Source organism: Kribbella sp. NBC_01505, assembly GCF_045040285.1.
GTDB lineage: Bacteria > Actinomycetota > Actinomycetes > Propionibacteriales > Kribbellaceae > Kribbella.
The window spans coordinates 616006-640803 of the sequence record NZ_CP109425.1 but is presented as its reverse complement, the minus strand read 5'-3'; the positions used below and the strand labels follow the sequence as shown (position 1 = coordinate 640803).

The 24798-nt window shown below is 67.5% G+C and carries 26 protein-coding genes and 2 tRNA genes; 20 read left to right on the top strand and 8 right to left on the bottom strand.

All coding sequences use genetic code 11. The features are described 5' to 3' along the window. Positions 1-44: 44 nt before the first annotated feature. The 4 genes from OG474_RS02805 to OG474_RS02790 are packed head-to-tail and all read right to left on the bottom strand — an operon-like array spanning position 45 to position 3548. Positions 45-1955 carry a potassium transporter Kup gene (locus tag OG474_RS02805; RefSeq protein ID WP_405060580.1) on the bottom strand — a complete coding sequence of 637 codons (1911 nt, stop codon included), beginning with the start codon at positions 1953-1955 and terminating at the stop codon, positions 45-47. Positions 1956-1995: 40 nt separating this feature from the next. Continuing rightward, on the bottom strand, positions 1996-2193 hold the full coding sequence (locus tag OG474_RS02800) for a hypothetical protein (RefSeq protein ID WP_405060579.1): 198 nt from the start codon (positions 2191-2193) through the stop codon (positions 1996-1998). Positions 2194-2202: 9 nt separating this feature from the next. After that, a complete protein-coding gene (locus tag OG474_RS02795) occupies positions 2203-3069 on the bottom strand; it encodes a 3-methyladenine DNA glycosylase (protein WP_405060578.1) in 867 nt (288 codons plus the stop codon). Then, positions 3066-3548 (bottom strand): GNAT family N-acetyltransferase, encoded by a 483-nt coding sequence (locus OG474_RS02790; RefSeq protein ID WP_405060577.1) that lies wholly within the window; start codon positions 3546-3548, stop codon positions 3066-3068. The genes OG474_RS02795 and OG474_RS02790 overlap by 4 nt, the downstream gene beginning before the upstream one ends. Positions 3549-3589: 41 nt before the next feature. On the opposite strand from OG474_RS02790, the gene OG474_RS02785 reads away from it, so the two are divergent. The 10 genes from OG474_RS02785 to OG474_RS02740 all read left to right on the top strand — a co-directional run bounded on the left by OG474_RS02785 (position 3590) and on the right by OG474_RS02740 (position 12296). Beyond that, a complete protein-coding gene (locus tag OG474_RS02785) occupies positions 3590-4378 on the top strand; it encodes a fumarylacetoacetate hydrolase family protein (protein WP_405060576.1) in 789 nt (262 codons plus the stop codon). Beyond that, a complete protein-coding gene (gltX, locus tag OG474_RS02780) occupies positions 4371-5930 on the top strand; it encodes a glutamate--tRNA ligase (RefSeq protein ID WP_405060575.1) in 1560 nt (519 codons plus the stop codon). The genes OG474_RS02785 and gltX overlap by 8 nt, the downstream gene beginning before the upstream one ends. Beyond that, on the top strand, positions 5930-6811 hold the full coding sequence (locus tag OG474_RS02775) for a CPBP family intramembrane glutamic endopeptidase (protein WP_405060574.1): 882 nt from the start codon (positions 5930-5932) through the stop codon (positions 6809-6811). Before gltX ends, OG474_RS02775 begins: the two co-directional genes overlap by 1 nt. A gap of 139 nt (positions 6812-6950) precedes the next feature. Further along, positions 6951-7022 (top strand) — tRNA-Gln (locus tag OG474_RS02770). A 78-nt stretch (positions 7023-7100) separates the two neighbouring features. Continuing rightward, positions 7101-7176: transfer RNA gene (locus OG474_RS02765), tRNA-Glu, on the top strand. A gap of 270 nt (positions 7177-7446) precedes the next feature. Further along, positions 7447-8733 (top strand): extracellular solute-binding protein, encoded by a 1287-nt coding sequence (locus tag OG474_RS02760; protein ID WP_405060573.1) that lies wholly within the window; start codon positions 7447-7449, stop codon positions 8731-8733. A gap of 13 nt (positions 8734-8746) precedes the next feature. Next, on the top strand, positions 8747-9610 hold the full coding sequence (locus OG474_RS02755; RefSeq protein ID WP_405060572.1) for a carbohydrate ABC transporter permease: 864 nt from the start codon (positions 8747-8749) through the stop codon (positions 9608-9610). Further along, positions 9607-10428: a carbohydrate ABC transporter permease gene (locus OG474_RS02750; RefSeq protein ID WP_405060571.1), complete on the top strand. Its 822-nt coding sequence runs from the start codon at positions 9607-9609 to the stop codon at positions 10426-10428. The genes OG474_RS02755 and OG474_RS02750 overlap by 4 nt, the downstream gene beginning before the upstream one ends. A gap of 7 nt (positions 10429-10435) precedes the next feature. Beyond that, positions 10436-11332, top strand: coding sequence for a nucleoside hydrolase (locus OG474_RS02745; protein ID WP_405060570.1), 897 nt, complete (start codon positions 10436-10438; stop codon positions 11330-11332). Continuing rightward, positions 11316-12296, top strand: a complete 981-nt coding sequence (locus OG474_RS02740) for a LacI family DNA-binding transcriptional regulator (protein WP_405060569.1) — start codon at positions 11316-11318, stop codon at positions 12294-12296. The genes OG474_RS02745 and OG474_RS02740 overlap by 17 nt, the downstream gene beginning before the upstream one ends. Here the strand turns inward: OG474_RS02740 and OG474_RS02735 are convergent, their stop codons facing one another. Then, positions 12297-13016: an IclR family transcriptional regulator gene (locus OG474_RS02735; RefSeq protein WP_132176781.1), complete on the bottom strand. Its 720-nt coding sequence runs from the start codon at positions 13014-13016 to the stop codon at positions 12297-12299. Between the two features lie 145 nt (positions 13017-13161). Between OG474_RS02735 and leuC the strand changes: the two genes are divergently transcribed. The 4 genes from leuC (at position 13162) to OG474_RS02715 (ending at position 17417) form a co-directional block, all read left to right on the top strand. Beyond that, positions 13162-14592 carry a 3-isopropylmalate dehydratase large subunit gene (gene leuC, locus OG474_RS02730; RefSeq protein ID WP_405060568.1) on the top strand — a complete coding sequence of 477 codons (1431 nt, stop codon included), beginning with the start codon at positions 13162-13164 and terminating at the stop codon, positions 14590-14592. 14 nt (positions 14593-14606) lie between these two features. Continuing rightward, positions 14607-15206, top strand: coding sequence for a 3-isopropylmalate dehydratase small subunit (gene leuD, locus OG474_RS02725; RefSeq protein ID WP_405060567.1), 600 nt, complete (start codon positions 14607-14609; stop codon positions 15204-15206). 272 nt (positions 15207-15478) lie between these two features. Next, the gene (corA, locus tag OG474_RS02720) at positions 15479-16639 is read left to right on the top strand and encodes a magnesium/cobalt transporter CorA (protein WP_405060566.1); all 1161 of its coding nucleotides are present in this window, start codon (positions 15479-15481) and stop codon (positions 16637-16639) included. Between the two features lie 178 nt (positions 16640-16817). Beyond that, positions 16818-17417 carry an HU family DNA-binding protein gene (locus OG474_RS02715; RefSeq protein ID WP_391546527.1) on the top strand — a complete coding sequence of 200 codons (600 nt, stop codon included), beginning with the start codon at positions 16818-16820 and terminating at the stop codon, positions 17415-17417. Between the two features lie 78 nt (positions 17418-17495). On the opposite strand, the gene OG474_RS02710 is transcribed toward OG474_RS02715, so the two are convergent. Together OG474_RS02710 and cofC are read right to left on the bottom strand one after the other, a co-directional pair. Then, positions 17496-17702 (bottom strand): hypothetical protein, encoded by a 207-nt coding sequence (locus tag OG474_RS02710; protein WP_405060565.1) that lies wholly within the window; start codon positions 17700-17702, stop codon positions 17496-17498. A 48-nt stretch (positions 17703-17750) separates the two neighbouring features. Further along, entirely contained in the window at positions 17751-18422 is a 672-nt protein-coding gene (gene cofC / locus OG474_RS02705; RefSeq protein ID WP_405060564.1) for a 2-phospho-L-lactate guanylyltransferase, read from the bottom strand. 16 nt (positions 18423-18438) lie between these two features. On the opposite strand from cofC, the gene OG474_RS02700 reads away from it, so the two are divergent. Genes OG474_RS02700 through OG474_RS02690 form a run of 3 tightly spaced genes read left to right on the top strand, consistent with a single transcriptional unit; the run spans position 18439 to position 21133 of the window. Beyond that, a complete protein-coding gene (locus OG474_RS02700; RefSeq protein ID WP_405060563.1) occupies positions 18439-19230 on the top strand; it encodes a lysophospholipid acyltransferase family protein in 792 nt (263 codons plus the stop codon). Further along, positions 19227-20228: an NAD(P)H-dependent glycerol-3-phosphate dehydrogenase gene (locus OG474_RS02695; protein ID WP_405060562.1), complete on the top strand. Its 1002-nt coding sequence runs from the start codon at positions 19227-19229 to the stop codon at positions 20226-20228. Before OG474_RS02700 ends, OG474_RS02695 begins: the two co-directional genes overlap by 4 nt. Beyond that, the gene (locus OG474_RS02690; RefSeq protein WP_405060561.1) at positions 20225-21133 is read left to right on the top strand and encodes an aminoglycoside phosphotransferase family protein; all 909 of its coding nucleotides are present in this window, start codon (positions 20225-20227) and stop codon (positions 21131-21133) included. The genes OG474_RS02695 and OG474_RS02690 overlap by 4 nt, the downstream gene beginning before the upstream one ends. Here OG474_RS02690 and OG474_RS02685 read toward each other — a convergent pair. Then, positions 21120-22235: an ROK family protein gene (locus OG474_RS02685; protein ID WP_405060560.1), complete on the bottom strand. Its 1116-nt coding sequence runs from the start codon at positions 22233-22235 to the stop codon at positions 21120-21122. The two genes, OG474_RS02690 and OG474_RS02685, sit on opposite strands and share 14 nt — an antisense overlap. Positions 22236-22318: 83 nt before the next feature. Here OG474_RS02685 and OG474_RS02680 point away from each other — a divergent pair, with 83 nt between their 5' ends. From OG474_RS02680 to OG474_RS02670, 3 genes are read left to right on the top strand one after another with little or no spacing between them, the layout of a single operon-like run. Beyond that, a complete protein-coding gene (locus tag OG474_RS02680; protein WP_405060559.1) occupies positions 22319-23398 on the top strand; it encodes a Gfo/Idh/MocA family protein in 1080 nt (359 codons plus the stop codon). An 11-nt stretch (positions 23399-23409) separates the two neighbouring features. Continuing rightward, the gene (locus OG474_RS02675; RefSeq protein WP_405060558.1) at positions 23410-24417 is read left to right on the top strand and encodes a sugar phosphate isomerase/epimerase family protein; all 1008 of its coding nucleotides are present in this window, start codon (positions 23410-23412) and stop codon (positions 24415-24417) included. Between the two features lie 47 nt (positions 24418-24464). Continuing rightward, entirely contained in the window at positions 24465-24713 is a 249-nt protein-coding gene (locus OG474_RS02670; protein WP_405060557.1) for a hypothetical protein, read from the top strand. Positions 24714-24798: the final 85 nt, after the last annotated feature.

The following is a 24798-nucleotide window of genomic DNA, read 5'->3' as shown; positions in this document are numbered from 1 at the left end:
GTCGTGCACAAAGTTGAGGGTCGGGCAGCAAGGTGGGTGGGTGGTCAGACGGTGATTTGGGAGCCGACGATTACTACTTGTTCGCGGGGGAGGTGGAAGTACTCGGCGGCGTCGGCGGTGATGGCTGTGGTGGCCAGGAAGATGTGTTTGCGCCAGCGGGGCATGCCGGGAGCGTCGCCCAGTTTCAGTTCGATGGCGGAGAGGAAGTAGGAGGTGTCGTCGGGGTCGACGGTGAGTTCGGTGCTGTGGGCGGCGGCTTGTTCGAGGATGGCGGGGACGTTGGCGTTCTCGACGTAGCCCAGGCGGGCGGTGACGTGGATGATGCCGTCGTCGGTGTAGCCGAGGGAGTCGACCACGACGCGCTCGTCGTCGGGGACGTGTGGGACCGTGAGGGTCTCGATGGAGAGGATGACCACGTTCTTGTGCAGGACGTGGTTGTGCTCGACGTTGGCCCGCATCGCGAGCGGGACCGTGGTATTGCCCCGGTTCAGGAAGACCGCCGTACCGTCGACGCGGGTGATCGGGCGTTCGTGCAGGGTGTCGATGAACTCGCGGAGCTCGCCTTCTTCGCGTTCGCGCTTGGCGGTGACGAGCTGGCGGCCCTGCTGCCAGGTGGTGAGCACGATGAAGACGGTGACCGCGATCAGCAGCGGCAGCCAGGCGCCGTGCACGAACTTCGTCAGGTTCGCGCCCAGGAACAGCAGCTCGACCGACAGGAAGAAGGCCGCACCGATGACGACCATCCACAACGGCTTCTGCCACTGCTTACGGACGATGTAGAAGAACAGCAGCGAGTTGATGACGATGGTCCCGGTGACCGCCATACCGAACGCGAAGGCCAGTGCGGCCGAGGTCTCGAAGGCGAAGACCAGGGTGAGTACGGCGATCATCAGCGCCCAGTTCACCCAGGGGACGTAGATCTGCCCGGCGGTCTCGGTCGAGGTGTACTGGATCCGCAGCCGCGGCAGGTAGCCGAGCTGGACGGCCTGGTGCGCGACGGAGAACGCGCCGGTGATGACGGCCTGGGACGCGATCACGGTCGCGGCGGTGGCCAGGACCACCATCGGGATCCGGGCCCACTCGGGCACCAGCAGGAAGAACGGGCTCGTGAACCCGTTCGGGTCCTCGAGTACCAGGGCGCCCTGGCCGAGGTAGCTCAGGATGCAGGCCGGGAAGACCATGAACAGCCAGGCCCGCGTGATCGGCTGCCGGCCGAAGTGGCCGAGGTCGGCGTACAGGGCCTCGGCGCCGGTGATCGCCAGTACGACGGCTGCCAGCGCGAAGAAGGCGATCCCGAAGTGACCGGTCAGGAAGCCGATCGCGTAGGTCGGCAGGAGCGCCTTGAGGATGCTCGGGTGGTCGACGATGCCGCCGATCCCGGCGACGGCGAGGACGGTGAACCACACGATCATGATCGGTCCGAACGAACGGCCGATCCGGCCGCTGCCGTGCTTCTGCACGCTGAACAGCCCGATGATGATGACCGCGGTGATCGGTACCACCCAGACGTCCAGCCCCGGCTCGATCACCTTCATGCCCTCGACCGCGGACAGGACCGAGATGGCCGGCGTGATCATCGAGTCGCCGAAGAACAGCGAGGCGCCGAAGATGCCGAGCCCGGCCAGGATCACCGTCGTCCGGCGGCCGCTCGACCGGGGGATGTTCTGGATCAGCGTGATCATCGCCAGGATGCCGCCCTCGCCGTGGTTGTCGGCGCGCAGCACCAGCAGCACGTACTTGAGCGTGACGATGATCGTCACCGACCAGAAGATCAGCGAGATGATCCCGTACACGTTCTCGGTGGACACCGGCACCGGGTGCGGGTCACTCGGGTTGAAGATCGTCTGGATGGTGTAGATCGGACTGGTCCCGATGTCACCGAAGACGACGCCGAGGGCGCCGATCAGCAAAGCGGCCTTGGCCGGGGTCCGTGCCCCTGTGGTCTGGCTCGTCACGCCAAAATTGAACCACGGGTACGGCGCAACCTCCGGACGGTCAGCGTTTTTGGCGCGGCCCGCGGATCGCCACGTACAGCAGCGAGACGCCGAAGGCGGCGACGATCGGTCCGACGATGGCCCACAGTGAGCTGCCCGTCATCGAGCTGCCCTTGAGATAGCCGAGCCCCTGCAGTGCCCAGACAACGCCGAGCACGGTCAGCAGCACGCCGAAAGCGATGGAGACAATCTTTCCCATGGGCGGAGGTTAGCCGAGAAGATCGTCGCAGAGGGCAACGAGTTGCTCGCGGAGCGGGCGGGCCCGGCCGGCGAAGGTGCGCTGGGCGGCGGCGTACTCGGCCTTCCCGGCCGGCGTTTCGATCCGGACCGCGTCGTACCCGAGTGCGGCCAGGTCGTACGGCGAGGCGCGCATGTCGAGCGTGCGGATGTCCCGGGCCAGCTCGAAACAGTCGAGCACGAGCGCGCTCGGAGTGAACGGCGCGAGCTTGGTGGCCCACTTGTAGAGGTCCATGTTCGCGTGCAGACAACCGCCCTGCTCGAGCGCGGGCTGCGACTCGCGGGTCGGCTGCAGAAGGTTCAGCGGGCGGGCCTCGTCGGTGAAGAACCGGAAGGCATCGAAGTGCGAGCAGCCGATCTTGTGCGACTCCACCACCTGATCGGTGCCCTCGGCCCCCAATCGCAGCGGCCACTTCTCATGCCGTACGGCGTCCGCGCGGTACACCATGGCCCATTCGTGCAGCCCGAAACACCCGAACTGCGGTTGGCGATCCAGCGTGGCTCCGAGCAGAGCACGGATCCAGGTAATGCTCTCCCTCCGCCGCTCGATCTCGGCAGGGTCCAATCCGGCCGCGCCATCGACGTACCGGTAACCCTTGCGTCCCTCGTACGACGGGGCGTCGAGCAGCTGGACGCCCGGGCCGGGGTGCCAGATGCGGAGCTGCTTCGGCCGCACGGGGTAATAGGTGAAGAGGAAGTCCTCGACCGGGTGCGGTTCGCGGCGCTGCTTGCGGGCGAGATGACCGGCCATCAGCGCATCGGCACGCTCGGTGTGGGCGCGCTCGAGCGGCTCCCAGTCGGCGCGCGCCAGGGTGCGAGGCAGCGTTGTCGTAGTCACAGCTCGAGAGCGAACGCGTAGAGGTCGAGGCCGGGGATCGGCGACCAGTCACGCTCGGGCAGGCGGGTGAAGCCCAGGCGTTCGTAGATCCGGTGCGCAGTCTGCATATATACAGCCGAGCTGAGCACGATGCGGGGCAGGCCGAGCTCACGCGTCCGCTCGATGCAGTGCTCGGTCAGTGTGGTCCCGATCCCCAGTCCACGCGCGCGACCGGCGACTCCGAGCATCCGGAACTCGCCCTCGTCGTCCCGCCCGATCTCGCGGTACACCGAGCCTGGCGGGCAGTAGGTGACAGTGCCGAGCAGGCCGGTCGCGTCCGCCGCGACCCACAGCTCGGCCTTGGCGGCCCGGTCCGCCGCAGCACGCAGCGTCATCGCGTACTCACCGCGGACGAAGCCGTCGTGCGAGTACGCCGCCACGGTCAGTTCGCCGACCTCGTCGTACTCCTCCGGAAGGGCCTGGCGGATCTCGGTTGTCACCGCACCACTGTCTCATTCTCCAGCGACGGTAGGCTCAGCCCGTGCGTATCGCCAGATTTTCCGTCGACGACGAACCCAAGTACGGCATCGTCGAGACCGATGACCCCGAGGGGCTCGTCGGTACCGTCGCCCTCCTCGACTCCGACCCGCTCTACCGGCCGGTCCAGCTCACCGGGGAGACGCTGCAGCTGGCCGACGTCCGGCTGCTGGCGCCGGTGATCCCGCGCAGCAAGGTGGTCTGCGTCGGCCGCAACTACGCCGCGCACGCCGCGGAGCTGGGCAACGAGGTGCCGAAGGAGCCGATGATCTTCCTGAAGCCGAACACCTCGGTGGTCGGTCCGCTGGACGGCATCGTCTACCCCGAGCAGACCAACGACCTCCAGTTCGAGGGTGAGCTGGCGATCGTGATCGGCCGGATCTGCCGCGATCTGCCCAAGGAGCGCGCCGAAGAGGTGATCTTCGGGTACACGATCGCCAACGACGTGACCGCTCGGGACCTGCAGAAGTCCGACGGGCAGTGGGCCCGCGCCAAGGGCTACGACACGTTCTGCCCGCTCGGCCCGTGGATCCAGACCGACCTCGACGTGGCGGATCTGCGGGTGACCACGACCCTGAACGGCGAGACCAAGCAGGACGGGCGGACGTCGCAGTTCATCTTCGACATCCCGACCGTGCTGGCCTACATCACCTCGTTCACCACGCTGCTGCCCGGCGACGTGGTGCTGACCGGTACGCCGGCCGGCGTCGGCCCGATGTTGCCCGGAGACTCCGTCTCGGTCACCGTCGAGGGCCTCGGAACGCTGACGAACAGGGTGATCGTGCGTGACTGATCGGCCCGCTCGCGACGACTCCGACGTCCTGGGCGGCCTTGCTCCGGCCGAGGTCCGGGTCCGGTTCCCACCGTCCCCGACCGGCCTGCTCACGGTCGGCAACATCCGCAGCGCCTTGTTCAACTGGGCCTTCGCCCGGCACTACGGCGGCAAGCTCGTGCTCCGGATCGAGGACACCGACCGCAGCCGCAACACGCCGGAGGCGCTCGAGTACACGCTCGACGCCCTGCAGTGGCTGGGCCTGACCTGGGACGAAGGCCCTGGCGTCGGCGGCGACCTCGGTCCGTACCTGCAGTCCGAGCGGATGGACGTCTACGCCGACATCGTCGCCAAGCTGATGACGGCCGGCAAGGCGTATCACTGCTACTGCTCGCAGGAGGAGCTCGACGACCGCCGCGAGACCGCTCGCTCGGCCGGACAGCCCAGCGGGTACGACGGCCACTGCCGGGCACTGACCGACGAGCAGCGGAAGGTCTTCCTCGACGAGGGCCGCCGGCCGGTCGTCCGGCTCCGGATGCCGGACCGGCCGATCGTGTTCGACGACCTGGTCCGCGGCGAGATCACCTTCCTCCCGGAGAACCTCGGCGACTACGTCCTGGTCCGGGCGAACGGCTACCCGCTCTACCCGCTGGTCAACCCGGTCGACGACGCCCTGATGAACATCACCCACGTGCTGCGCGGCGAGGACCTGCTGTCCTCGACACCGCGCCAGATCGCGTTGTACGAGGCGCTGGCCGAGATCGGGATCGGCAGCGGCCGGACTCCCCGCTTCGGGCATCTCCCGATGGTGATGGGTTCCGAGGGCAACAAGAAGCTGTCCAAGCGCGACCTCGGCGCCGGCCTGGACGAGTACCGCACCCAGGGCTTCCTGCCCGAGGGCCTGCTGAACTACCTGGCCCTGCTCGGCTGGTCGATCGCCGACGACCGCGACGTCTTCACGATGGCGGAGATGATCGAGGCCTTCGACATCCGCAAGGTGAACTCGAACGCGGCCCGCTTCGACCAGAAGAAGTGTGAGGCGATCAACGCCGCGCACATGCGGATGCTGCCGCAGGACGAGTTCGCCGCCCGTACGGTCCCGTTCCTGGTCAAGGCCGGATACCTGCCCGCCGTACCGAGCGACGATCAACTCGCGGTACTGCGCGCCGCCGTACCGTTGGTGCAGGAGCGGATGGATGCGCTGGCCGAGTCGGTCGAGTTGCTCGGGTTCCTGTTCGCCGGCGAACCCCGCCTGGCGGAGCCTGGCCAACGGCACTTCGCGATCGAGCCGGACGCTGCGGCGAAGGTGCTGGCCGGTGACGCCGGGACGGTGCTGGAGGCGTCGGCCAAGGCGCTCGCGGACGTCGAGTGGACCACCGAGGCGATCGAGGCCGCGCTGCGGTCGTCGCTGGTCGACGGTCTCGGCCTGAAGCCGAAGAAGGCGTTCGGCCCAGTTCGGGTGGCCATCTCCGGCCGCCGCGTCTCGCCGCCGCTGTTCGAATCGATGGAGCTGCTCGGCCGGGAGGTTTCACTCCGGCGCATCGAGCAGGCGCGCGTGAAGGTGGAGCACTGATGGGCCCGACGTACCAACGGCTGTTGAAGAACGAGCAGAGCCCCGCCGGGTACGTCGTCCTCGGCGCACTGGCCATCTGGGCCGGCTGGGCAGTGGTGTCGATCCTGTTCATCAGCACCGCCCGAGCCATCCATGCGGATCCCGAGGGCACCACGTCGTGGGTCACGCTGCTCGCCAACAACCTGTCGCTGGCCGCGTTCATCCCGCTGAGTTTCATCGTCGCCCAGCGGCTCAATCGGCAGACACCGGGCCTGTTGTCCTCGGTGCTCGGCCGCATCCGCTGGCGGCCGCTGGCCTGGTTCGCCGGGGCTGCCGTGCTGGTGGAGCTGCTGTCGCTGCTCGCGATCAGGACCCTCGACATCGATCTGGTCGGCAGAGGTGACCGCCCGGCGCCGGATGCGGCGGCTCTGATCGTGGTCGTGCTGCTGACCTCGACGATCCAGTCGGCGGGGGAGGAGTACTACTACCGCGGCTACCTGCTGCAGGCCTGCGGTGCCCTGATGCGCAATCCGGTGGTCGCAGTCCTCGTCACCACGGTTCTCTTCACGATGGCCCACAACGTGCTGCCCTGGCAGAGCCCGGCGCTGTTCCTGGATCGCTTCGTCTTCGGGCTCGTCGCGGCACTGCTAGCGATCCGCACCGGCGGACTCGAGGCAGGCATCGCAGCCCACGCCGCCAACAACATCGTGGCCTTCGTGTACGCCGCTCTGACCGACAGCGTGAGCGCCAGCCTCGGGGCGAAGGACGCACCGTGGTCAGTCGTTCTCATCGACATCGCGAAGTTCGTCCTGTTCGGCGCGATCGCGCTCTGGATCGGTCGCCGGACGAAGCTCGAGACCGAGTCGGACCTGCCGCTGACGCCGATGCCGCGACTGGTGTGACGGGAGTGACAACCCGCCCACGGGACCTCGTTTTGGTGTCCGGCGGGTGGCTCGGGTAAGCTCTCCGAGCCGGGTTGGTGAGGGCGGAAACAAACTCTCCAAGCCAGCGCAGTGGTCTTTTTTTGAATGAAAATGCCTTTGGGGTATGGGGTAATTGGCAGCCCGTCTGATTCTGGTTCAGTTAGTCTAGGTTCGAGTCCTAGTACCCCAGCGGATTGGACCGCACCGATGAAAATCGGTAAAGTTCAACCTCGTTGCCCGGTCCGCAAGGACCGGCTGACAAAACTCTGGCCCCGTTGTGTAGCGGCCTAGCACGCCGCCCTCTCAAGGCGGTAGCGCGGGTTCGAATCCCGTCGGGGCTACCAGAGACAAGCGCCTCTCATCATCGATGAGGGGCGCTTTGCATTCCCTGCCGAACCATCGCGGTGGTTGCCGGCGGCAGATCGGTCCCAGGCCCGGACGCATCGGCGGGTTGCTGCCTGTCTGGTTCGGGGAGCGCTGTGAACCGGAATCGGTGGGTTCTGCTCCCCAAACTGGTTTGGGGAGGTTGGCCTGCGGGGGCCTGGACATCGGTGGATCTAAGCGCTTAGTCTAACCGCTTAGATTCCTCGGCTCGTGTGTCTTGAGAGGTGCCCATGAAGCGGAGTGTGGTGCTCGCGGTGGTGGTGGCGTTGCTGGTGGCTGGGTGTGGGGGATCGGGAGACAAGCCGGCCGGCGGGGACGCGGGGCCGGCGACGGGGACGATCACGTTCACCGGGACGGACAACGCGGCGACGTACCAGCCGGTGATCGCGGCGTTCGAGGCGAAGAACCCGGGGATCAAGGTCACGTACACGCAGATCCCGTTCGACCAGTTCAACGCGACGATGCAGCAGCGGCTGAGCGCGAAGGATGCCGGGATCGACGTCTACACGGTGGACGAGCCGCGGGTGTCGCAGCTCGCGGCCAAGGGTTTCCTGGTCGATCTCACCGAGCTGGACGCCAGAGCGAAGACCTCGTTCGGCGAGACGGCGTACAAGGTCAATCACTTCCGCGACAAGCTGTGGTCGCTGCCGATGTGGAACTCGACCCAGTTCCTCTTCTACAACAAGGCCGCGCTCGCCAAGGCGCAGGTCACCCCGCCGACCGCGGATCCGGCCAGGCGCTGGACCTGGGAGCAGGTCGAGGCGGCCGGGCGCAAGGCACAGCAGGCGGGGACCAAGTACGGCCTGTTCGTCGAGCAGCCTGAGGCTTACTACCAGTTGCAGCCGCTGGCCGAGTCGCTCGGCGGTGGCTCCGGCATCACCGGTGCCGACGCGCTCACCCCGGCCGTCGAGACCGACGGCTGGAAGAAGGCCATGCAGTGGTACGGCGCGACGTACAAGAGCGGACTGTCACCGCGGGGGATCGGTGGCTTCCAGACCGGGCCCGTGTTCAGCACGGGCAACGCGGCGTTCTTCGTCGGTGGTCCGTGGGATCTGAAGATCTTCGGCAGCGCCAAGTTCGACTGGGGTGTCGCGCCGATGCCGTACTTCGCCGGTGGCAAACCGGCCACGCCGACCGGGTCCTGGTCGCTCGGGATCAACCCGGCGTCCAAGCAGCAGGAGATGGCGCGGAAGTTCGCCGAGTTCGCGACGCTCGACGCGGCCGGCAACCTCGCCACCACGAAGACGACCACGATCATCCCGGCCAACCTCGAGGCGCAGAAGCAGTACCTGCCGGCGATGGACGCCTACTCCGGTGCGCATACCGCGGGCGCGTCCGCGATCACGGCGTACGAGGCAGCCAGTACGGCGACCTCGCGGCCGGTGAGCGTCGGCTACATCCAGTTCGAGGAAGTGATGGGTAAGGCGTTCGCCGACATCCGCAACGGCAGCGAACCCGACGCCCGCTTGGCCGAAGCAACCCGTCAGCTGACGGAGGCCTGGCGGTCCATACGGTGAGTGGGGCGATCAGGTGAAGAAGCAGCGGCAAGGGCTGATCGCGCTCGCGTTCCTGGCGCCGGCGTTGATCAGCCTCGCTGTCCTGCGGATCGGCCCGGCGATCTACGCCCTCTTCGAGAGCTTCTATGCCGAGAGCCTGCTCCGCGGCGGCCGAGTTTTCGTCGGCCTGAGCAACTACACGGATCTGCTGGCGAACAAGGACTTCCGGCAATCCGTCGGCGTCACCCTGCTGTTCACGGTGCTGGTGAATCCGATCCAGGTCGTCGCGTCGTTCCTGCTCGCCGTGCTCTTCACCCAACGCGCCCCCGGCGCCCGACTGTGGCGGACGCTCGTCATCTTGCCGATCGCCACACCGCCAGCGGTCTCGGCGGTGATCTGGAGCGTGATCTACCGGCCGGACGGAATCGCGAACAGCTTCCTGGCCCGGCTCGGTCTGCCGGATCAGCCGTTCCTGACCTCGGCGAGTCAGGTGCTCCCGGCCCTGATCGTGCTGCTGTCCTGGATCGGTGTCGGCTACTGGATGCTCTTCCTGATCGCAGGCATCCAGGACATCCCCGACGAGATCCGCGAGGCCGCGCTGCTCGACGGCGCCGGTGCCTGGCGCCGGATGATCTCCGTGACGCTCCCGCTGGTACGGCGGCCGCTCGCGTTCGTGCTCGTCGCCGACACCGTGTCGAACCTGCTCGTCTTCGCGCCCGTGCAGATCCTCACCAAAGGCGGACCGAACGGTTTCAGCAACCTGCTGATGTACGACGTCTATACCCGCGCCTACGCACTCGGCGACATCCACGTCGCCCAGGCCGAGGTCGTCCTGCTCGTCGCGCTCACCCTCGCGATCGTGGCCGGGCAGTTCCGGCTGCTGCGAGGTGACCAGTGACCAGACGGATAAGCCTGTCGGCGCTCGGTGCCGTGATCGGTCTGCTCTTCTTCATCCCGCTGCTGTGGGTCGTCACGAACTCGCTGCGCCCCGGCGCGGAGACGTTCGCCCACCTGAGCCCATTGACCTGGGAGTCGTTCTTCGAACTGCGCCCGACACTGCTCAACTACCGCGACCTGTTCGGCGGCGAGATCGGTCGCGCGACGCTCAACTCGATCCTGGTCAGCGCAGCCACCGTGCTGCTCGGTCTCGCGGTCTGTGCCTCGGCCGCCTTCGGCCTGGCGGCGTTCCAGTACCGCGGCCGCGGGCTCGCGTTCGGCATCGTCGTACTGAGCTTCCTGGTGCCGTTCGACGCGATCGCGATCCCGCTCTCGACGATGTTCCGGGACTGGAACCTGACCAACACCTTCACCGGACTGATCCTGCCCGGGATCGGCAACGGGATGGCGATCTTCCTGCTCCGCCAGTTCTTCCTCGGTATCCCGACCGAGCTGGTCGAGGCCGGCCGGCTGGACGGACTCAGCTGGTTCGGGGTGTTCCGGTGGATCTATCTGCCGCTGTCCAAGCCCGCGCTGATCGGCGCCGGGCTGATGCTGTTCCTCTTCCAGTGGCAGTCCTACGTCTGGCCCCTGTTAATAGGTACTGACGCCAAGCACATCGTCGGACCGGTAGCCCTCGCCAATCTGCAGGGGCAGAACTTCACCGACTACGGCCTGGTGTTCGCCGGTGCCGTCGTCCTCACGATCATCCCGCTTGCTGTGATCGCGGGTTTCCAGCGGTACTTCGTCCAGTCCGTCTCCAGCAGCGGACTCAAGTAGGGGGACCATGTTTTCCACAAGGCAACTGATCCTGGACACCGACATCGGCTCGGACGTCGACGACGCGATGGCACTGGCCCTCATCCTCGGCACCCCCAGCCTGGAGCTGGTCGCGACCCACACCGTGTACGGCGACACCCGGCTGCGCGCGCGGTTGGCCCGCCGGTACGGCGCTCTGGCCGGCCGCGACCTCACTGTCGTGGCCGGTACGGCGGAACCGTTGTCGGGCCGCGAAGTGTGGTGGCCCGGGCACGAGGGCACGCTGCACGACGATCTGGAGTCAGAAACGTTCGCACCGGGCAGTGCGCCCGAGGACCTGGTCGCACGGCTGCAAGCCAACCCTGGTGAGCTTGATGTCGTTGCGATCGGCCCACTGACCAATCTGGCCGCCGCACTCGAGCTGGAGCCGCAGGTCGCGCAGTGGATCCGCCACCTCTGGGTGATGGGCGGCCACTTCGGTGCGGACGCCAAGCCGGAGCACAACTTCAAGAGCGACCACGTGGCCGCGAGGACGGTCCTCACCGCCGGCATCCCGACCACGATCACCGCGATCGAGATCACTCAGCAGGTCACGATCGGTGCCGACCTGCTGCAGCGGATCCGCGCCGCCGGGGCGCTCGGTGCTGCGCTGGGTGCGGACATCGAGCAGTGGTGGGCGTACTGGAAGGAGACGTGGAACGTTCCGCACGACCCGATCGCGGTGCTGACCCTGTCCCGGCCGGATCTGTTCACCCTGTCGCCGCGTGGTCGGATCACCATCGCGGACGACGGTCTCAGTACGTTCGCACCGGATCCGACAGGTACCGTGCGCATCGTGACCGAGCTCGACACTGCCGCCGCTGCCGAGGAGATCACCGCGCGCATCGTGGCCGCGAGTGGGGAGACCGATGGCGACGGCTCGTGATGTCGCCGAGCGGGCCGGTACGTCCACCGCGGTGGTCAGCTATGTCTTCAACAACGGCCCGCGGCCAGTAGCCGCGACCACCCGGCAGCGGGTGCTGGAGGCTGCGGCCGAGCTCGACTACAAGCCGAACGCGGTAGCCCGTGCGCTGAGTGCTGGTCGCACCTTCTCTTTAGGGCTGTTGATTCCGCAGGTCCGCAACCCGTTCTTCGCCACGCTGACCGAGCATCTGGAGATCGTGGCCCGAGCACACGGCCACCTGCTGCTGATCGGTGACTCGGCGGGCGATCCGGCTCAGGAGTCCGCGCACATCGGCTCGTTCATCGAGCGGAAGGTGGATGGCGTCGTACTGGTGTCGTTGCTGGCGGAGCCGGCGATCCGGCGGTTCCACTCGGCCGGTGTGCCGGTGGTTGCGCTGCATCCGGTGCCAGATGGTGTGACGGTCTCCACGCTGTCTATCGACTACGTGGCTGCGGCTGAGGCTGCGGTGGATCACTTGCTGGCCCATGGCTACAAAACGTTGGCTGTATTAACAGGGCCAGAAGACTCACCCGGTACGGCGCAGCACCGGGCCGGTGTGGAGCGGGCGCTGGAAAAGCACCCCAAGACGACAGTGCGGTACGCCGCTGGCCCGGTGTCGCGGTTCGCGGCGCGGGACGCCGTACAGGCTTGGTTTCAGCAGAAGCGGCCGCCTCGGGCTGTCTACTGCGCTACCGATGAGCAGGCGTTCGGGGTGCTGTTCGCTGCCTGGGAAGCCGGACTGCAGGTGCCGGAGGACGTCGCGGTGATGGGGGTCGACGGCACCGATGAGTGTGCGGTGACGATTCCACCGCTGGCCAGTGTGCGTCAGCCGGTCGACGAGATCGCGCGGCGGGCCGTAGACGTACTACTGGCCGCCTCCGATCGGGAGGCGGCCAGAGTGGTCCTGGACTATGAGCTGGTACCGCGCACTTCCTGCGGCTGCTAGCTATTCCGAGGCGCGGCGCAGAGCTTCGGAGAGGCGCTCGGCTGCGGCCATGACGGCCGGGGCGTGCATGCGGCCGGGCTGACGGGACAGGCGCTCGATCGGGCCCGATACGGAGACGGAAGCAATCACTTTGCCGCTGGGGGAGCGGACCGGTGCGGACACTGAAGCCACACCCTGCTCACGCTCGCCGACCGAGTGCGCCCAGCCGCGACGCCGCACGCCGGCCAGTGCGGCCGCGTTGAAGGTCGCGTTGTGGAGGCCGCGGTGCATGCGCTCCGGGTCCTCCCAGGCAAGCAGAATCTGAGCAGCTGAGCCGGCTGCCATGGTCAGCTGGCTGCCGACCGGCACGGTGTCGCGCAGACCGGACGGGCGCTCGGCCGCCGCGACACAGACGCGGTACTCGCCCTGGCGACGGAACAACTGGGCGGATTCACCAGTGATGTCACGCAGACGGGCCAGCACCGGACCGGCGGTCGCGAGGAGGCGGTCCTCACCGGCGGCGGAGGCCAACTCGCTGAGTCGCGGGCCGAGCACGAAGCGTCCCTGCATGTCCCGGCCGACCAGCCGGTGGTGCTCGAGAGCCACCGCCAGCCGGTGTGCCGTCGGCCGGGCCAGCCCCGTGGCCGCTACGAGTCCGGCCAGGGTCGCCGGCCCGGACTCGAGTGCGGACAGAACGAGAGCTGCTTTGTCGAGCACGCCGACTCCGCTAGAGTTGTCCATGAGACGATACTGCCGTCTCGAATCGTGGAACGCAAGTCGCTTCGGGGCCTCGATCGAGAGCACTGTGAGCGAAAGCACCTCACCAAGAGGAAGCCGAACCGACCGGGGCGGCGGGGTGGGACAAGTATCTAAGGGAGCGAGTCTGATGGGTAGGACGTTGTCGGAAAAGGTCTGGGACGCGCATGTTGTGCGCCATGCAGACGGAGAGCCCGACCTCCTTTACATCGACCTCCACCTGGTGCACGAGGTGACCAGTCCGCAGGCCTTCGACGGTCTGCGCCTGGCCGGGCGGCAGGTCCGGCGCCCGGATCTGACGATCGCGACCGAGGACCACAACGTCCCGACGCTGGACGTGGACAAGCCGATCGCCGACCTGGTGTCGCGCACCCAGGTGGACACGCTGCGCAAGAACGCCAAGGAGTTCGGCGTCCGGATCCACACGCTCGGCGACCCCGACCAGGGCGTCGTGCACGTGATCGGCCCGCAGCTCGGCCTGACCCAGCCCGCCATGACGGTGGTCTGCGGTGACAGCCACACCTCTACGCACGGCGCGTTCGGTGCGATTGCCTTCGGCATCGGTACGAGCGAGGTCGAGCACGTGCTGGCGACCCAGACGCTGATGCAGGCCCGCCCGAAGACGATGGCGGTCACGGTCGACGGCGTACTGCCCGACGGTGTCTCGGCCAAGGACCTGGTGCTCGCGCTGATCGCGCAGGTCGGCACCGGTGGCGGCCAGGGCTACATCGTCGAGTACCGCGGTGAGGCGATCCGCGCGCTCAGCATGGAAGCGCGGATGACGATCTGCAACATGTCGATCGAGTGGGGCGCCAAGGCCGGCATGATCGCGCCGGACGAGACGACGTACGCGTATCTGAAGGACAAGCCGCACGCGCCGCAGGGCCTCGACTGGGAAGCCGCGGTCGAGTACTGGAACAGCCTGGCCACCGACGACGACGCGACGTTCGACCGCGAGATCGAGCTGCGCGCCGAGGACGTCGCACCGTTCGTCACCTGGGGCACCAACCCGGGCCAGGGCGTGCCGCTGTCGGCCAACGTGCCGTCGCCGGACGACTTCGACAACGAGAACGACAAGATCGCCGCCGAGCGCGCGCTGGAGTACATGGGCCTGACGGCCGGTACGCCGCTGCGCGAGGTGCAGGTGGACACGGTCTTCCTGGGTTCCTGCACCAACGGCCGGATCGAGGACCTGCGCGCCGCGGCCGGAGTGCTCGCCGGGCGGAAGGTTGCCGACGGCACCCGGATGCTCGTCGTACCGGGATCGGGCCGGGTCCGGCTGCAGGCCGAGTCCGAAGGTCTGGACCGGATCTTCAAGGACGCCGGCGCCGAATGGCGTGGCGCGGGCTGCTCGATGTGCCTGGGGATGAACCCGGACACGTTGGCTCCCGGAGAGCGCAGCGCCTCCACCTCGAACCGCAACTTCGAAGGCCGTCAGGGCAAGGGCGGCCGCACCCACCTGGTCTCGCCGCTGGTCGCCGCCGCCACCGCAGTCACCGGGACGCTCGCCGCTCCCGCCGACCTGCAGCCGCTGGACGTAGCCGTCCCCGAGAACGTCTGAGGAGCACAGAAATCATGGATGCCTTCACCCAGCACATCGGTACGGCGGCCCCGCTGCGCCGCAGCAACGTCGACACCGACCAGATCATCCCGGCCGAGTACCTGAAGCGGGTCACCCGGACCGGCTTCGAGGACGGGCTGTTCGCTGCCTGGCGCAACGATCCCGAGTTCGTCCTGAACCAGCCGCAGTACGACGGCGTCTCGGTGCTCGTGGCCGGGCCGGACTTCGGCACCGGATCCTCGCGTGAGCACGCGGTCTGGGCCCTGCTCGACTACGGCTTCCGCGTCGTCGTCTGCTCGCGGTTCGGTGACATCTTCCGCGGCAACTCGGGCAAGGCCGGGCTGCTCGCGGCGCTCGTCGCGCAGGACGTCGTCGAGCAGCTGTGGTCGACGATCGAGAACGACCCAGGCACCAAGGTGACCGTGGACCTGGAGAACAAGACGATCTCGGCCGGCGAGCTCTCCGCGCCCTTCGAGATCGACGACTACACGCGCTACCGGCTGCTCAACGGCCTGGACGACGTCGGCATCACCTTGTCCCACGAGGCCGACATCTCGGCGTACGAGGCGACCCGTCCGGCCTTCAAGCCGGCCACCCTGCCTGCCAAGGCCTGAACGGGCAGAGCTGTCGCCCCCGCCGCCGAAGGCGTTGCCAATGATGCTGTAACGCTTTGGTGTATGGGGGCGATAACTCGGGTGTTACCCTTGCGTGGTTGTCAGAACAAGGCTTGCGAGACCTAGGAGGTGAGGCGCTGATGAACAGCAGCGAACCCTCCAGACCTATGGGTCTCGCTCGATCCTTGTAGGGCTGACTTTCTCTCTCCTCTGCAGTGCGGTCGGGCAGACGTGTGCCGTCTCTCACCCGTACCACCGCACCTGGAGGACTCATGTCCGACCTTCGCCTGCGCACTTTTCGCCGCTTCGGCCGTACGCCGTCACTGCGTGGCACCGCGCGTAAGCACGCCGCACCCGCTCCCGTGATCGAGCCGGTCGTCGAGAAGCCGCGCGAGAAGTCGTTGCCCAAGGGCCACAGTGTCGTCGACAGCGCGATCTACTGCGACGGCCGCCGGATCGCCTCGCCCGAATCCCTGGCCGAGACCTATCGCGTGCTGCACAAGGCGCCGCGGGGCCTGGCCTGGATCGGCCTGTACCGCCCGGACCAGCGCGAGCTCAACTCGCTGGCCCAGGAGTTCGACCTGCACGAGCTGGCCGTCGAGGACGCCATCCAGGCCCACCAGCGGCCGAAGCTCGAGCGGTACGGCGACACGTTGTTCGTCGTCCTGAAGGCCGCGCGGTACCGGGACGCGACCGAGGAGGTCGAGTTCGGCGAGGTGCACGTGTTCGTGGGCCCGGACTTCGTGGTGACGGTCCGGCATGCCGAAGCGCCCAACCTGGCTGCGGTGCGGCGCCGGGTCGAGCACGATCCCGATCTGCTCAACCTCGGCACCGAGGCCGTTCTCTACGCGATCCTCGACAAGGTCGTCGACGGCTACGCACCGGTGGTGGCCGGTCTCGAGAACGACATCGACGAGATCGAGACCGAGGTGTTCCGCGGTGACCCGAAGGTGTCGCGGCGCATCTACGAGTTGTCCCGTGAGGTGATCGAGTTCCAGCGCGCGACCCGGCCGCTGGCCGGCATCCTCGAGGCGTTGCGCGGCGGCTTCGACAAGTACGGCGTCGACGAGGAACTGCAGCGTTATCTGCGCGATGTCGCCGACCACGTCACCGAGGTGGTCGAGAAGGTGGACGGATTCCGCGAACTGCTGCGCGACATCCTGACGGTGAACGCGACGCTGGTGGCCCAGCAGCAGAACGAGGAGATGAAGAGTCTCACCATCGCCAGCAGCGAGCAGAACGAAGAGGTGAAGCGGATCTCCGCATGGGCCGCGATCCTGTTCGCGCCGACCTTGATCGGCACGGTCTACGGGATGAACTTCGACAACATGCCGGAGCTGCACTGGCAGCTCGGATACCCGTTCGCGATCGGTCTGATGGCCTTGGTGTGTGTCGGTCTGCACCGGATCTTCAAGCGTCGCGGTTGGCTCTGACGGCGGCCGAAAACCCGCCAAAACCTCACAGGAACACCCGATCGGGGCTGTTTGGGCCAAGAATCGCCTAAAAACAAGCCGAATTGCCGCGTTGGTGTTTGGCAATGGCCTGTTCAGTCCATAACGTTCCTGTGAGATCGAGCGCTGTGCTCGACACCTAGTTCACGGAGGGAAGACAGTGAACAAGAGCCAGTTGGTCGAAGCGCTCGCAGTGCACTTCGACGGAAACCGCCGCCAGGCTCAGCACGCACTGGAGTCGATCATCGACACCATCCAGCGCGAGCTGACCAAAAAGGGTGGCAAGGTCGCCATCACCGGTTTCGGTGCCTTCGAAGCCATCGATCGTCCGGCCCGCCTGGTCCGCAACCCGCGGACGAACCAGGTCCTGAAGGCGAAGAAGACCGTAGTGCCGAAGTTCCGCGCGGGTGCGGAGCTCAAGGCCGTTGTCTCCGGTGCGAAGAAGCTGCCGAAGCTCGTCGCCCCGAAGGCCACCGCGACCGCCACCAAGGCGGCCGCTCCGGCCAAGAAGGCCGCGCCGGCCAAGGCCGCCGCGACCAAGACCGTAGCCAAGAAGGCCCCGGCCAAGGCCGTTGCCAAGAAGGCTGCTCCGGTCAAGGCTGCCGCCAAGAAGGCCGCTCCGGTCAAGGCCGCCGCCAAGAAGGCGCCGGCGAAGAAGGCCGCTCCGGTCAAGGCAGTAGCGAAGAAGGCGCCGGCCAAGAAGGCCCCCGCCAAGAAGGTCGCCGCGAAGAAGGCTCCGGCCAAGCGCGCAGCACGCTGAACAAGTAAGTAGCGGTACGGCTGAAGGCCGGTCACTCCCTCCAGGAGCGACCGGCCTTCGCTTGTCTACAGCAACCTTTCAGAGAACGGTCGCGAAGTCCACCTTGGTGATCGCGAGGCTCGCACCGGAGCCGGTGGTCTCGATCCGCACACGTTGGCCGATGCGCAGCAGCCGGACCGGAGTGTTCGCGATCGCATGCACGGTGAAGGGGAGCTCGATCCCGGTGTCGGTCAGAACCGTTCCGGAGAAGTTCTCGCCGTCATAGCGGCTCACGGTGGCTTGCATAGGCTCACCGTACTCCGACCGGGGCGGTGGGGTGGGGAAGGAATATGGCTAGCAGGCGATGCCTTCGGATCCTGTTGCGGCACCTAGGACGAGCGACATCACGTCGGCGGTTGCCGGACCGACACCGAGCTGTACGGCGTGCGCCAGGTCGGCCGCGGTGTCCACGTCACGCCGTACCGAGTCGATGCCGGACAGCTCGATCGGAACTGCCCCGGACGCCTGATGGGCCAGGGCGGAGCCGACACCGAAGCGCGGATCCAGCTCGATACCAGGCGCGGCCGCGAGCATCGTCGTACCGGTGCCGGGCTCGTCGATGACGAACGATCTTGCCGCCACACAGGCCGCGAGGACGGCGGTCAGCTCGGCCGGACGCAGCGCGGGCAGGTCGGCCGACAACGCGGCCACACCATGTCCTGGGAACTCCGCCGCTGCGACCGAGGCGCCGTGCCGGAGCGCGCCGTTGAGGCCATCGCCGGCGAGATCCGGTACGACGTGGGCGCCGAGCGCGGTCATGTCCGCGGCCACCACCGGGTCGTCGGTGACCACCAGAACCGCCCGCACCAGGCCCGAAGCCAGCGCTGCCGCAGTAGTGTCGACAGCGAAGGCGCGCGCGAGCTCCGGACGGTGCTGCGGGTAGGCCGCAGCCAGCCGGCTCTTCGCGATCGCCGTACGCTTCACCGGGATCGCCAGGATCCAGGGAACGACCTGTAGGTCTGCCATCAGGCAGGATTCTCCCATGGCGGAGAGCAGTGACCAGCACCAGGAGGCAGTAGTGGACGGCCGGCAGCGCGACCCCAGGCCACGCCGGGGCTTTTGGTTCGGCGTGATCGTCGTGCTCGTCAAGCCGTTCATGCTGACCTGGACCAAGCCGGTGTTCAGCGGCCGCGAGAACATGCCCCGGCACGGTGGTGTGGTGTTCGTCCCGAATCACATCTCGCATTTCGACCCGTTGGTGCTCGGCTTCTTCATCTGGGAATGCCGACGGATCCCGCGGCTGCTCGGGAAGGCGTCGTTGTTCAAACTGCCGATCCTCGGCCGGATCATCACCAGTGCCGGGCAGATTCCCGTGCACCGGGATTCCACCCAGGCCGCGGATGCGTTCCGCGACGCGGTGGCAGCGGTCGAACGCGGTGAGTGTGTCGGTGTTTATCCCGAAGGCACCATCACCCGCGATCCGGAGTTGTGGCCGATGACCGGTAAGACCGGCGCGGCGCGCATTGCGTTGATGACCGGCGCCCCGGTGATTCCGATCGCGAACTGGGGTGCGCAGGAGATTCTGCAGTCCTATACCGGGCGCATCCGGATCCGGTTGCTGCCGCGGAAGACCGTGATGGCGCGGGCGGGGAAGCCGGTCGACCTGAGCGCGTTCCAGGGCAAGCCGATCACCAACCAGCTGTTGCACGAGGCAACCGAGGTGATCATGACCGCCCTCGCGGAGACGCTGGGCGAGCTGCGCGGTGAGACCCCGCCCAAGGAGTTGTTCGATCTGCGCAAGTCCCGTGCCGCGGAGCGTGAGGAGAAGGAATGACCAAGGTTGCAGTGTTCGGTGCTGGCTCGTGGGGTACCGCGTTCGCCACGGTGCTGGCGGGGGCGGGGAACCAGGTCTCGTTGTGGGCCCGGCGGCAGTCGGTGTGCGACGTGATCAACACCCAGCACGAGAACCCGGACTACCTGCCGGGGATCCGGTTGTCCGAAGCGATCACTGCGACTCACGATCCGGCGGAGGCCGCCGAGGGCGCGGAGGCCGTCGTACTGTCGGTGCCCAGTCAGTCACTGCGGGAGAATCTGCGGGACTGGGCCGGGGTGCTGCCGGACGCCGTACCGTTGGTGAGTTTGATGAAGGGCGTCGAGGTCGGTACGACGTTGCGCATGTCCGAGGTGATCGCGGAGCTGACCGGCGCCGGGCCGGAGCGGATCGCGGTCGTGTCGGGGCCGAACCTGGCGCGCGAGATCGCCGAGGGGCAGCCTGCCGCCGCAGTGGTTGCGTGTGCGGACGAGGGTACGGCGAACCGGCTGCAGAAGCTGTGTCACTCGGGAGCGTTCCGGCCGTACACGAACACGGATGTTGTCGGGTGTGAGCTTGGTGGCGCGACGAAGAACGTGATCGCACTGGCGGTTGGGATGGCCGTCGGTTTCGGCTTCGGGGACAACGCGCGGGCGTCGGTGATTACGCGTGGTCTCGCGGAGACGGCTCGGTTGGGTGCGGCGTTGGGGGCTGACGAGCACACGTTCTCTGGTCTGGCGGGGCTTGGTGACTTGGTGGCTACGTGTTCGTCGCCGCTGTCGCGGAACCGGACGTTCGGCGAGAAGCTCGGGCAGGGGATGACAGTGGCCGAGATCGCCGGCGCGACCCGGCAGGTGGCCGAGGGCGTGAAGTCCTGCTCGTCGATCACTGAGCTTGCGCACAGGCATGATGTCGAGATGCCTATTGCTGAAGCAGTGACCAAAGTTGTTTCCGGAGAGATGACTCCGAAGGACATGCTGTTCAGTCTGGTCTCCCGCTCGGCGAAGGCGGAGCGCTGGTGATCCCCGAAGCGTTCGCAGCCGCCACTACGAACCGCGAGGGCGAGAAGGGTACGGCGTGGCTCGCGACCCTGCCCGGGATCGTCGACGAACTGGTTGACCGCTGGGACTGTAAGCCGGACGGCGACTGGATGCACGGCGAGGTCGGTGTGATCGTCCCGGTCCAGCGCGCCGGTGAACCGTTGATGCTGAAGGTGTCGTTCACGCATCCCGGCAATGTTCATGAGCCAGACGCGTACACAGCCTGGGCGGGACGCGGTGCGGTCCACCTCCACGAACGCGCCGACGAGTACTACGCCATGCTGCTGGAACGAGCCCACCCCACGACGCTGCGCGATTCAGGCGCGGACGTGGCCGCGGTCGGCGGGCAGATGAGTCGCCTCCTCACGATCCCTGCACCGGATGGACTTCCTCGCCTGCAGGATCGGGCTGACGAGTGGGCCGAGGAACTGCAGAGGGACGTCGCTGAGTTTCCGGGTGTGCTGCCTGATGCGGTGGTCGCTCGGGCGTTCGGGGTGATCGACGAGCTGGTGCGGAAGCAGCCCGACGTACTGATCCATGGCGATCTGCATCATCGGAACATCCTGAGCGCGGACCGGGAACCCTGGCTGGCGATCGATCCCAAGGGGCTGATCGGCGATCCGGCGTACGACGCGGTGACGTTCCTGAAGGCTCGGACGTTGGTCTTGATGAAGGGCGACCTGCTCGCGGGGATGGAACGGGAGCTCGCGGCCTACTGCGAAGCGGCGGAGCTCGACCTGGTGCACGTACGCCGGTGGATTCAGCTCGAGATGGTGCGAACGGCGTACTGGGTGCGGCGGTATGGCGTTGGAGCGGTCCGGCGTGGAGACATCGAGCGTGATCCGGCCGTGCAGATGATCGACGAGCTGGCGATCAACTGGGTGTGACGAGGACGTGCTGCTGGACGAGCACCGCGGCGCCGCGGAGGGCGGCGTCGTACGGGGATCTCGTCGTGGTGACGCGGAGGCCGGTCGTGGCCAAGGGCAACGACCGGGCGTAGATCGTTTCGCGGATGCCGGCCAGGAGCTGGTCGCCGGCCTGGGACAGGGAACCGCCGACCACGATCACGGACGGGTTCAGCAGGCTGACCGCGGCGGCGAGGACGGTGCCGATCTCGCGGCCGGCCTGGCGGACGGCGGTGGTGGCCGCGGTGTTGCCGGCGCGGACGAGCTCGACGATGTCGTGGCTGCCGCGGACACCGAGACGTTCGGCCAGGGCGGCAGCTGAAGCGACCGCTTCCAGGCAGCCCGTGTTCCCGCAGCGGCAGAGCTCGGTGTGACCTGGTGTCTGGACATGGCCGATGTCCCCGGCCGCGCCCTGCGCGCCGCGATGCAGGCGACCGCCGCTGATCACGCCCGCACCGATGCCGGTGGCGACCTTCACGAACAGCAGGTGCTCGACGTCGGCGTACTCGGTCGCGTGTTCGCCGAGCGCCATGATGTTCACGTCGTTGTCGACCAGCACGGGTCCGGGGAGCTCACGGCTCAGCCGGCCGGCGACGTCGTACGAGTCCCAGCCGGGCATGATCGGCGGATGGTTCGGTCGGCCGGTGGAGTGTTCGACGGGACCCGGTAGGCCGACTCCGGTGCCGACCAAGTCTCGGCGCGATCGGCCCGCGGCCTTCAACAGCGACAGGCCGGTACGGACGACCTCGGCCAGCACGACTTCCGGTCCTTCGGCGATGTCCAGCGGAACCGTCGAGCGGGAGAGGATTTCGCCGGTCAGGTCGGTCAGCGCGACCGACAAGTGGCTGGCGCCGACATCGGCCGCGAGGATCAGCCGAGCTGCTGGGTTGAGCCGGAAGCGGGCTGGTGGGCGTCCACCCGTTGAGGCGGCCTCACCGGACGGTACGACGAGGCCGGAGGCCAGCAGGGTCTCGATCCGCCCGGTCACTGTGGAGCGGGCCAGGCCGCTGGAGTCGATCAGCTCGGCCCGGGTCCGTGCGCGGCCGTCGAGCAGCAATCGCAGGACCGCGTCGGGCTCGCTCATGCCACTCCAATCGACGCAGTTGACCTCGGGGCGCTGGACTTTTGCTTGACAGGGTTCAAAAGTGTCACATAGCGTCCATCTACGTGTCCACCAAGAAGCTCAGGGTCGGAATCGTCGGCGGCGGGTTCATGGGCCGGGTGCACGGTAGATCGGCGCTGGTCTCCGGCGCACAGGTCGTCGGTGCGGTCGGATCCAGCCCAGCACGCGCTGAGGCAGCGGCTGAAGCGTCCGGCGCCGAGCGTGGGTACGAGACGCTGTCTGACCTGCTCGCGGCCGACGTCGACGTGATCCACGTCTGTACGCCGAACAACACGCACCGCGAGGTCACCCTGCAGGCGATCGCCGCGGGCAAGCACGTGATCTGTGAGAAGCCGCTGGCGACGTCTGTGGCCGATGCGACCGGGCTGGAGGCCGCAGCGCACGAGGCCGGCCTGGTTGGCGCCGTACCGTTCGTCTATCGCTACCACCCGATGGTGCGCGAGCTGCGCGCCCGGCTGGTGGCGGGGGAGGCCGGTGAGATCACCAGCCTGCACGGTTCGTACCTGCAGGACTGGCTGGCAGGGGCGGACGATCAGAACTGGCGAGTGGACGACTCCACTGGCGGACCGTCGCGCACCTTCGCTGACATCGGCTCGCACTGGTGTGACCTGACCGAGTTCGTGACCGGCGACCGGATTGCTGCCATCAGCGCACAGCTGCGGACGGTCCGGTCGCAGCGTGGTGGTGTGGAGGTGCGCACTGAGGACCTGGCCACCGCACAGTTCCGCACTGAGGCCGGAGTGGTCGGCACGATCGTCGTCAGCCAGGTCGCGGCCGGTCGCAAGAACCGCCTCTACCTGGAGGTGTCCGGGACCGAGGGGAGCTTCGGTTTCGACCAGGAGGACCCCGACCGGCTGTGGGCCGGCCGCCGGACCGCCTCCCAGATCCTGACCCGCGACCCCGAGACGCTGAGCCCCGGTGCGGCCCGGGTGAACCGGCTGCCGGCCGGCCACGCCCAGGGCTACCAGGACGCGTTCGACTCGTTCGTCGCGGACAGCTACGCCGCCGTACTGGGTGATCGCCCGGACGGTCTGCCCGATTTCGCCGCCGGTGCGCGGTCCGCTCAGCTGATCGACGCCGTACTGCGCTCAGCTGCTGCGGACAGCAGCTGGATCACCGTCTAAGGAGCCTGACAATGCCACGCCCGATCACGCTGTTCACCGGTCAGTGGGCCGACCTGCCCTTCGAGGAGGTCTGCCAGTTCGCGTCCGAGGCCGGGTACGACGGGGTGGAGATCGCCTGCTCCGGCGACCACTTCGACGTACAGCAGGCTATTGACGACGACTCGTACGTGCAGGGCCGCAAGGACATCCTGGCGAAGTACAACCTGAGCGTCTACGCGATCTCCAACCACCTGGTGGGTCAGGCGGTCTGCGACAACCCGATCGACTTCCGGCACCAGGCGATCGTGCCGTCGCGGATCTGGGGCGACGGTGACGGCGAGGGTGTCCGGCAGCGCGCGGCCGAGGACCTGAAGAACACCGCCCGGGCCGCGGCCAAGCTCGGCGTCGACACGGTGATCGGCTTCACCGGCTCCTCGATCTGGCAGTACGTCGCGATGTTCCCGCCGGTGCCGGCCGAGACGATCGACGCCGGGTACCAGGACTTCGCCGACCGGTGGAACCCGATCCTCGACGTGTTCGACACCGAAGGTGTTCGCTTCGCGCACGAGGTGCACCCGTCGGAGATCGCCTACGACTACTGGACCACGACGCTGGCACTCGAGGCGATCAACCACCGCCCGGCCTTCGGTCTGAACTGGGACCCGTCGCACATGGTGTGGCAGGACATCGACCCGGTCGCGTTCCTGTGGGACTTCAAGGACCGCATCTACCACGTGGACTGCAAGGACACCCGGATGCGCGTCGGCGGCGGCCGCAACGGCCGCCTCGGCTCCCACCTGCCCTGGGGCGACCCGCGCCGCGGCTGGGACTTCTACTCCACCGGCCACGGTGACGTGCAGTGGGAAGACTGCTTCCGCGTCCTGAACTCGATCGGCTACACCGGCCCGATCTCGGTCGAGTGGGAAGACGCCGGCATGGAGCGCAAGGTCGGCGCGGCCGAGGCCGTCAACGTCATCCGCGCCCTCGCCTTCGACAAGCCCACCGCCGCCTTCGACGCCGCCTTCGCCACCGACAAGTAGTCGCTGCGGCCTGTTTCGGTGCAGGCCCGGAGGGTCATACTCGGTCCATGACGGACTTCGAGACTCTCCGGGCGCTGGCCGACGACGGCAACGAGAAGGCAGCCGACAAACTCGCCGACCTCGCCGACGACGAGTCGGACCTGCAGACCCTCAACGACCTCCTCGACGAGGGCAACGACCGAGCCGGCGAACACCTCACCCGTCGAGCCGCCGCCGCCAAGGACCTCCGCGAACTCCAGCGCATCAGCGACGCCGGCTACTACGAAGCCACCGAAGTCCTCAACACCCTCCTCTGAACCTCCCAACTACAGGACATATACGTCCACTGCGCCCGCCCGCCCGCCGCACCTCCTGTCGTCATTACGATCCCCAAGCCGGTAC

Coding starts and splice junctions, on each gene's coding strand:
- OG474_RS02800 (WP_405060579.1), bottom strand. CDS start 2,193: ATGGGAAAGATTGTCTCCATCGCTTTCGGCGTGCTGCTGACCGTGCTC.
- OG474_RS02775 (WP_405060574.1), top strand. CDS start 5,930: ATGGGCCCGACGTACCAACGGCTGTTGAAGAACGAGCAGAGCCCCGCC.
- OG474_RS02760 (WP_405060573.1), top strand. CDS start 7,447: ATGAAGCGGAGTGTGGTGCTCGCGGTGGTGGTGGCGTTGCTGGTGGCT.
- OG474_RS02745 (WP_405060570.1), top strand. CDS start 10,436: ATGTTTTCCACAAGGCAACTGATCCTGGACACCGACATCGGCTCGGAC.
- OG474_RS02740 (WP_405060569.1), top strand. CDS start 11,316: ATGGCGACGGCTCGTGATGTCGCCGAGCGGGCCGGTACGTCCACCGCG.
- OG474_RS02735 (WP_132176781.1), bottom strand. CDS start 13,016: ATGGACAACTCTAGCGGAGTCGGCGTGCTCGACAAAGCAGCTCTCGTT.
- leuC (WP_405060568.1), top strand. CDS start 13,162: ATGGGTAGGACGTTGTCGGAAAAGGTCTGGGACGCGCATGTTGTGCGC.
- leuD (WP_405060567.1), top strand. CDS start 14,607: ATGGATGCCTTCACCCAGCACATCGGTACGGCGGCCCCGCTGCGCCGC.
- corA (WP_405060566.1), top strand. CDS start 15,479: ATGTCCGACCTTCGCCTGCGCACTTTTCGCCGCTTCGGCCGTACGCCG.
- OG474_RS02710 (WP_405060565.1), bottom strand. CDS start 17,702: ATGCAAGCCACCGTGAGCCGCTATGACGGCGAGAACTTCTCCGGAACG.
- cofC (WP_405060564.1), bottom strand. CDS start 18,422: ATGGCAGACCTACAGGTCGTTCCCTGGATCCTGGCGATCCCGGTGAAG.
- OG474_RS02700 (WP_405060563.1), top strand. CDS start 18,439: ATGGCGGAGAGCAGTGACCAGCACCAGGAGGCAGTAGTGGACGGCCGG.
- OG474_RS02695 (WP_405060562.1), top strand. CDS start 19,227: ATGACCAAGGTTGCAGTGTTCGGTGCTGGCTCGTGGGGTACCGCGTTC.
- OG474_RS02685 (WP_405060560.1), bottom strand. CDS start 22,235: ATGAGCGAGCCCGACGCGGTCCTGCGATTGCTGCTCGACGGCCGCGCA.
- OG474_RS02675 (WP_405060558.1), top strand. CDS start 23,410: ATGCCACGCCCGATCACGCTGTTCACCGGTCAGTGGGCCGACCTGCCC.
- OG474_RS02670 (WP_405060557.1), top strand. CDS start 24,465: ATGACGGACTTCGAGACTCTCCGGGCGCTGGCCGACGACGGCAACGAG.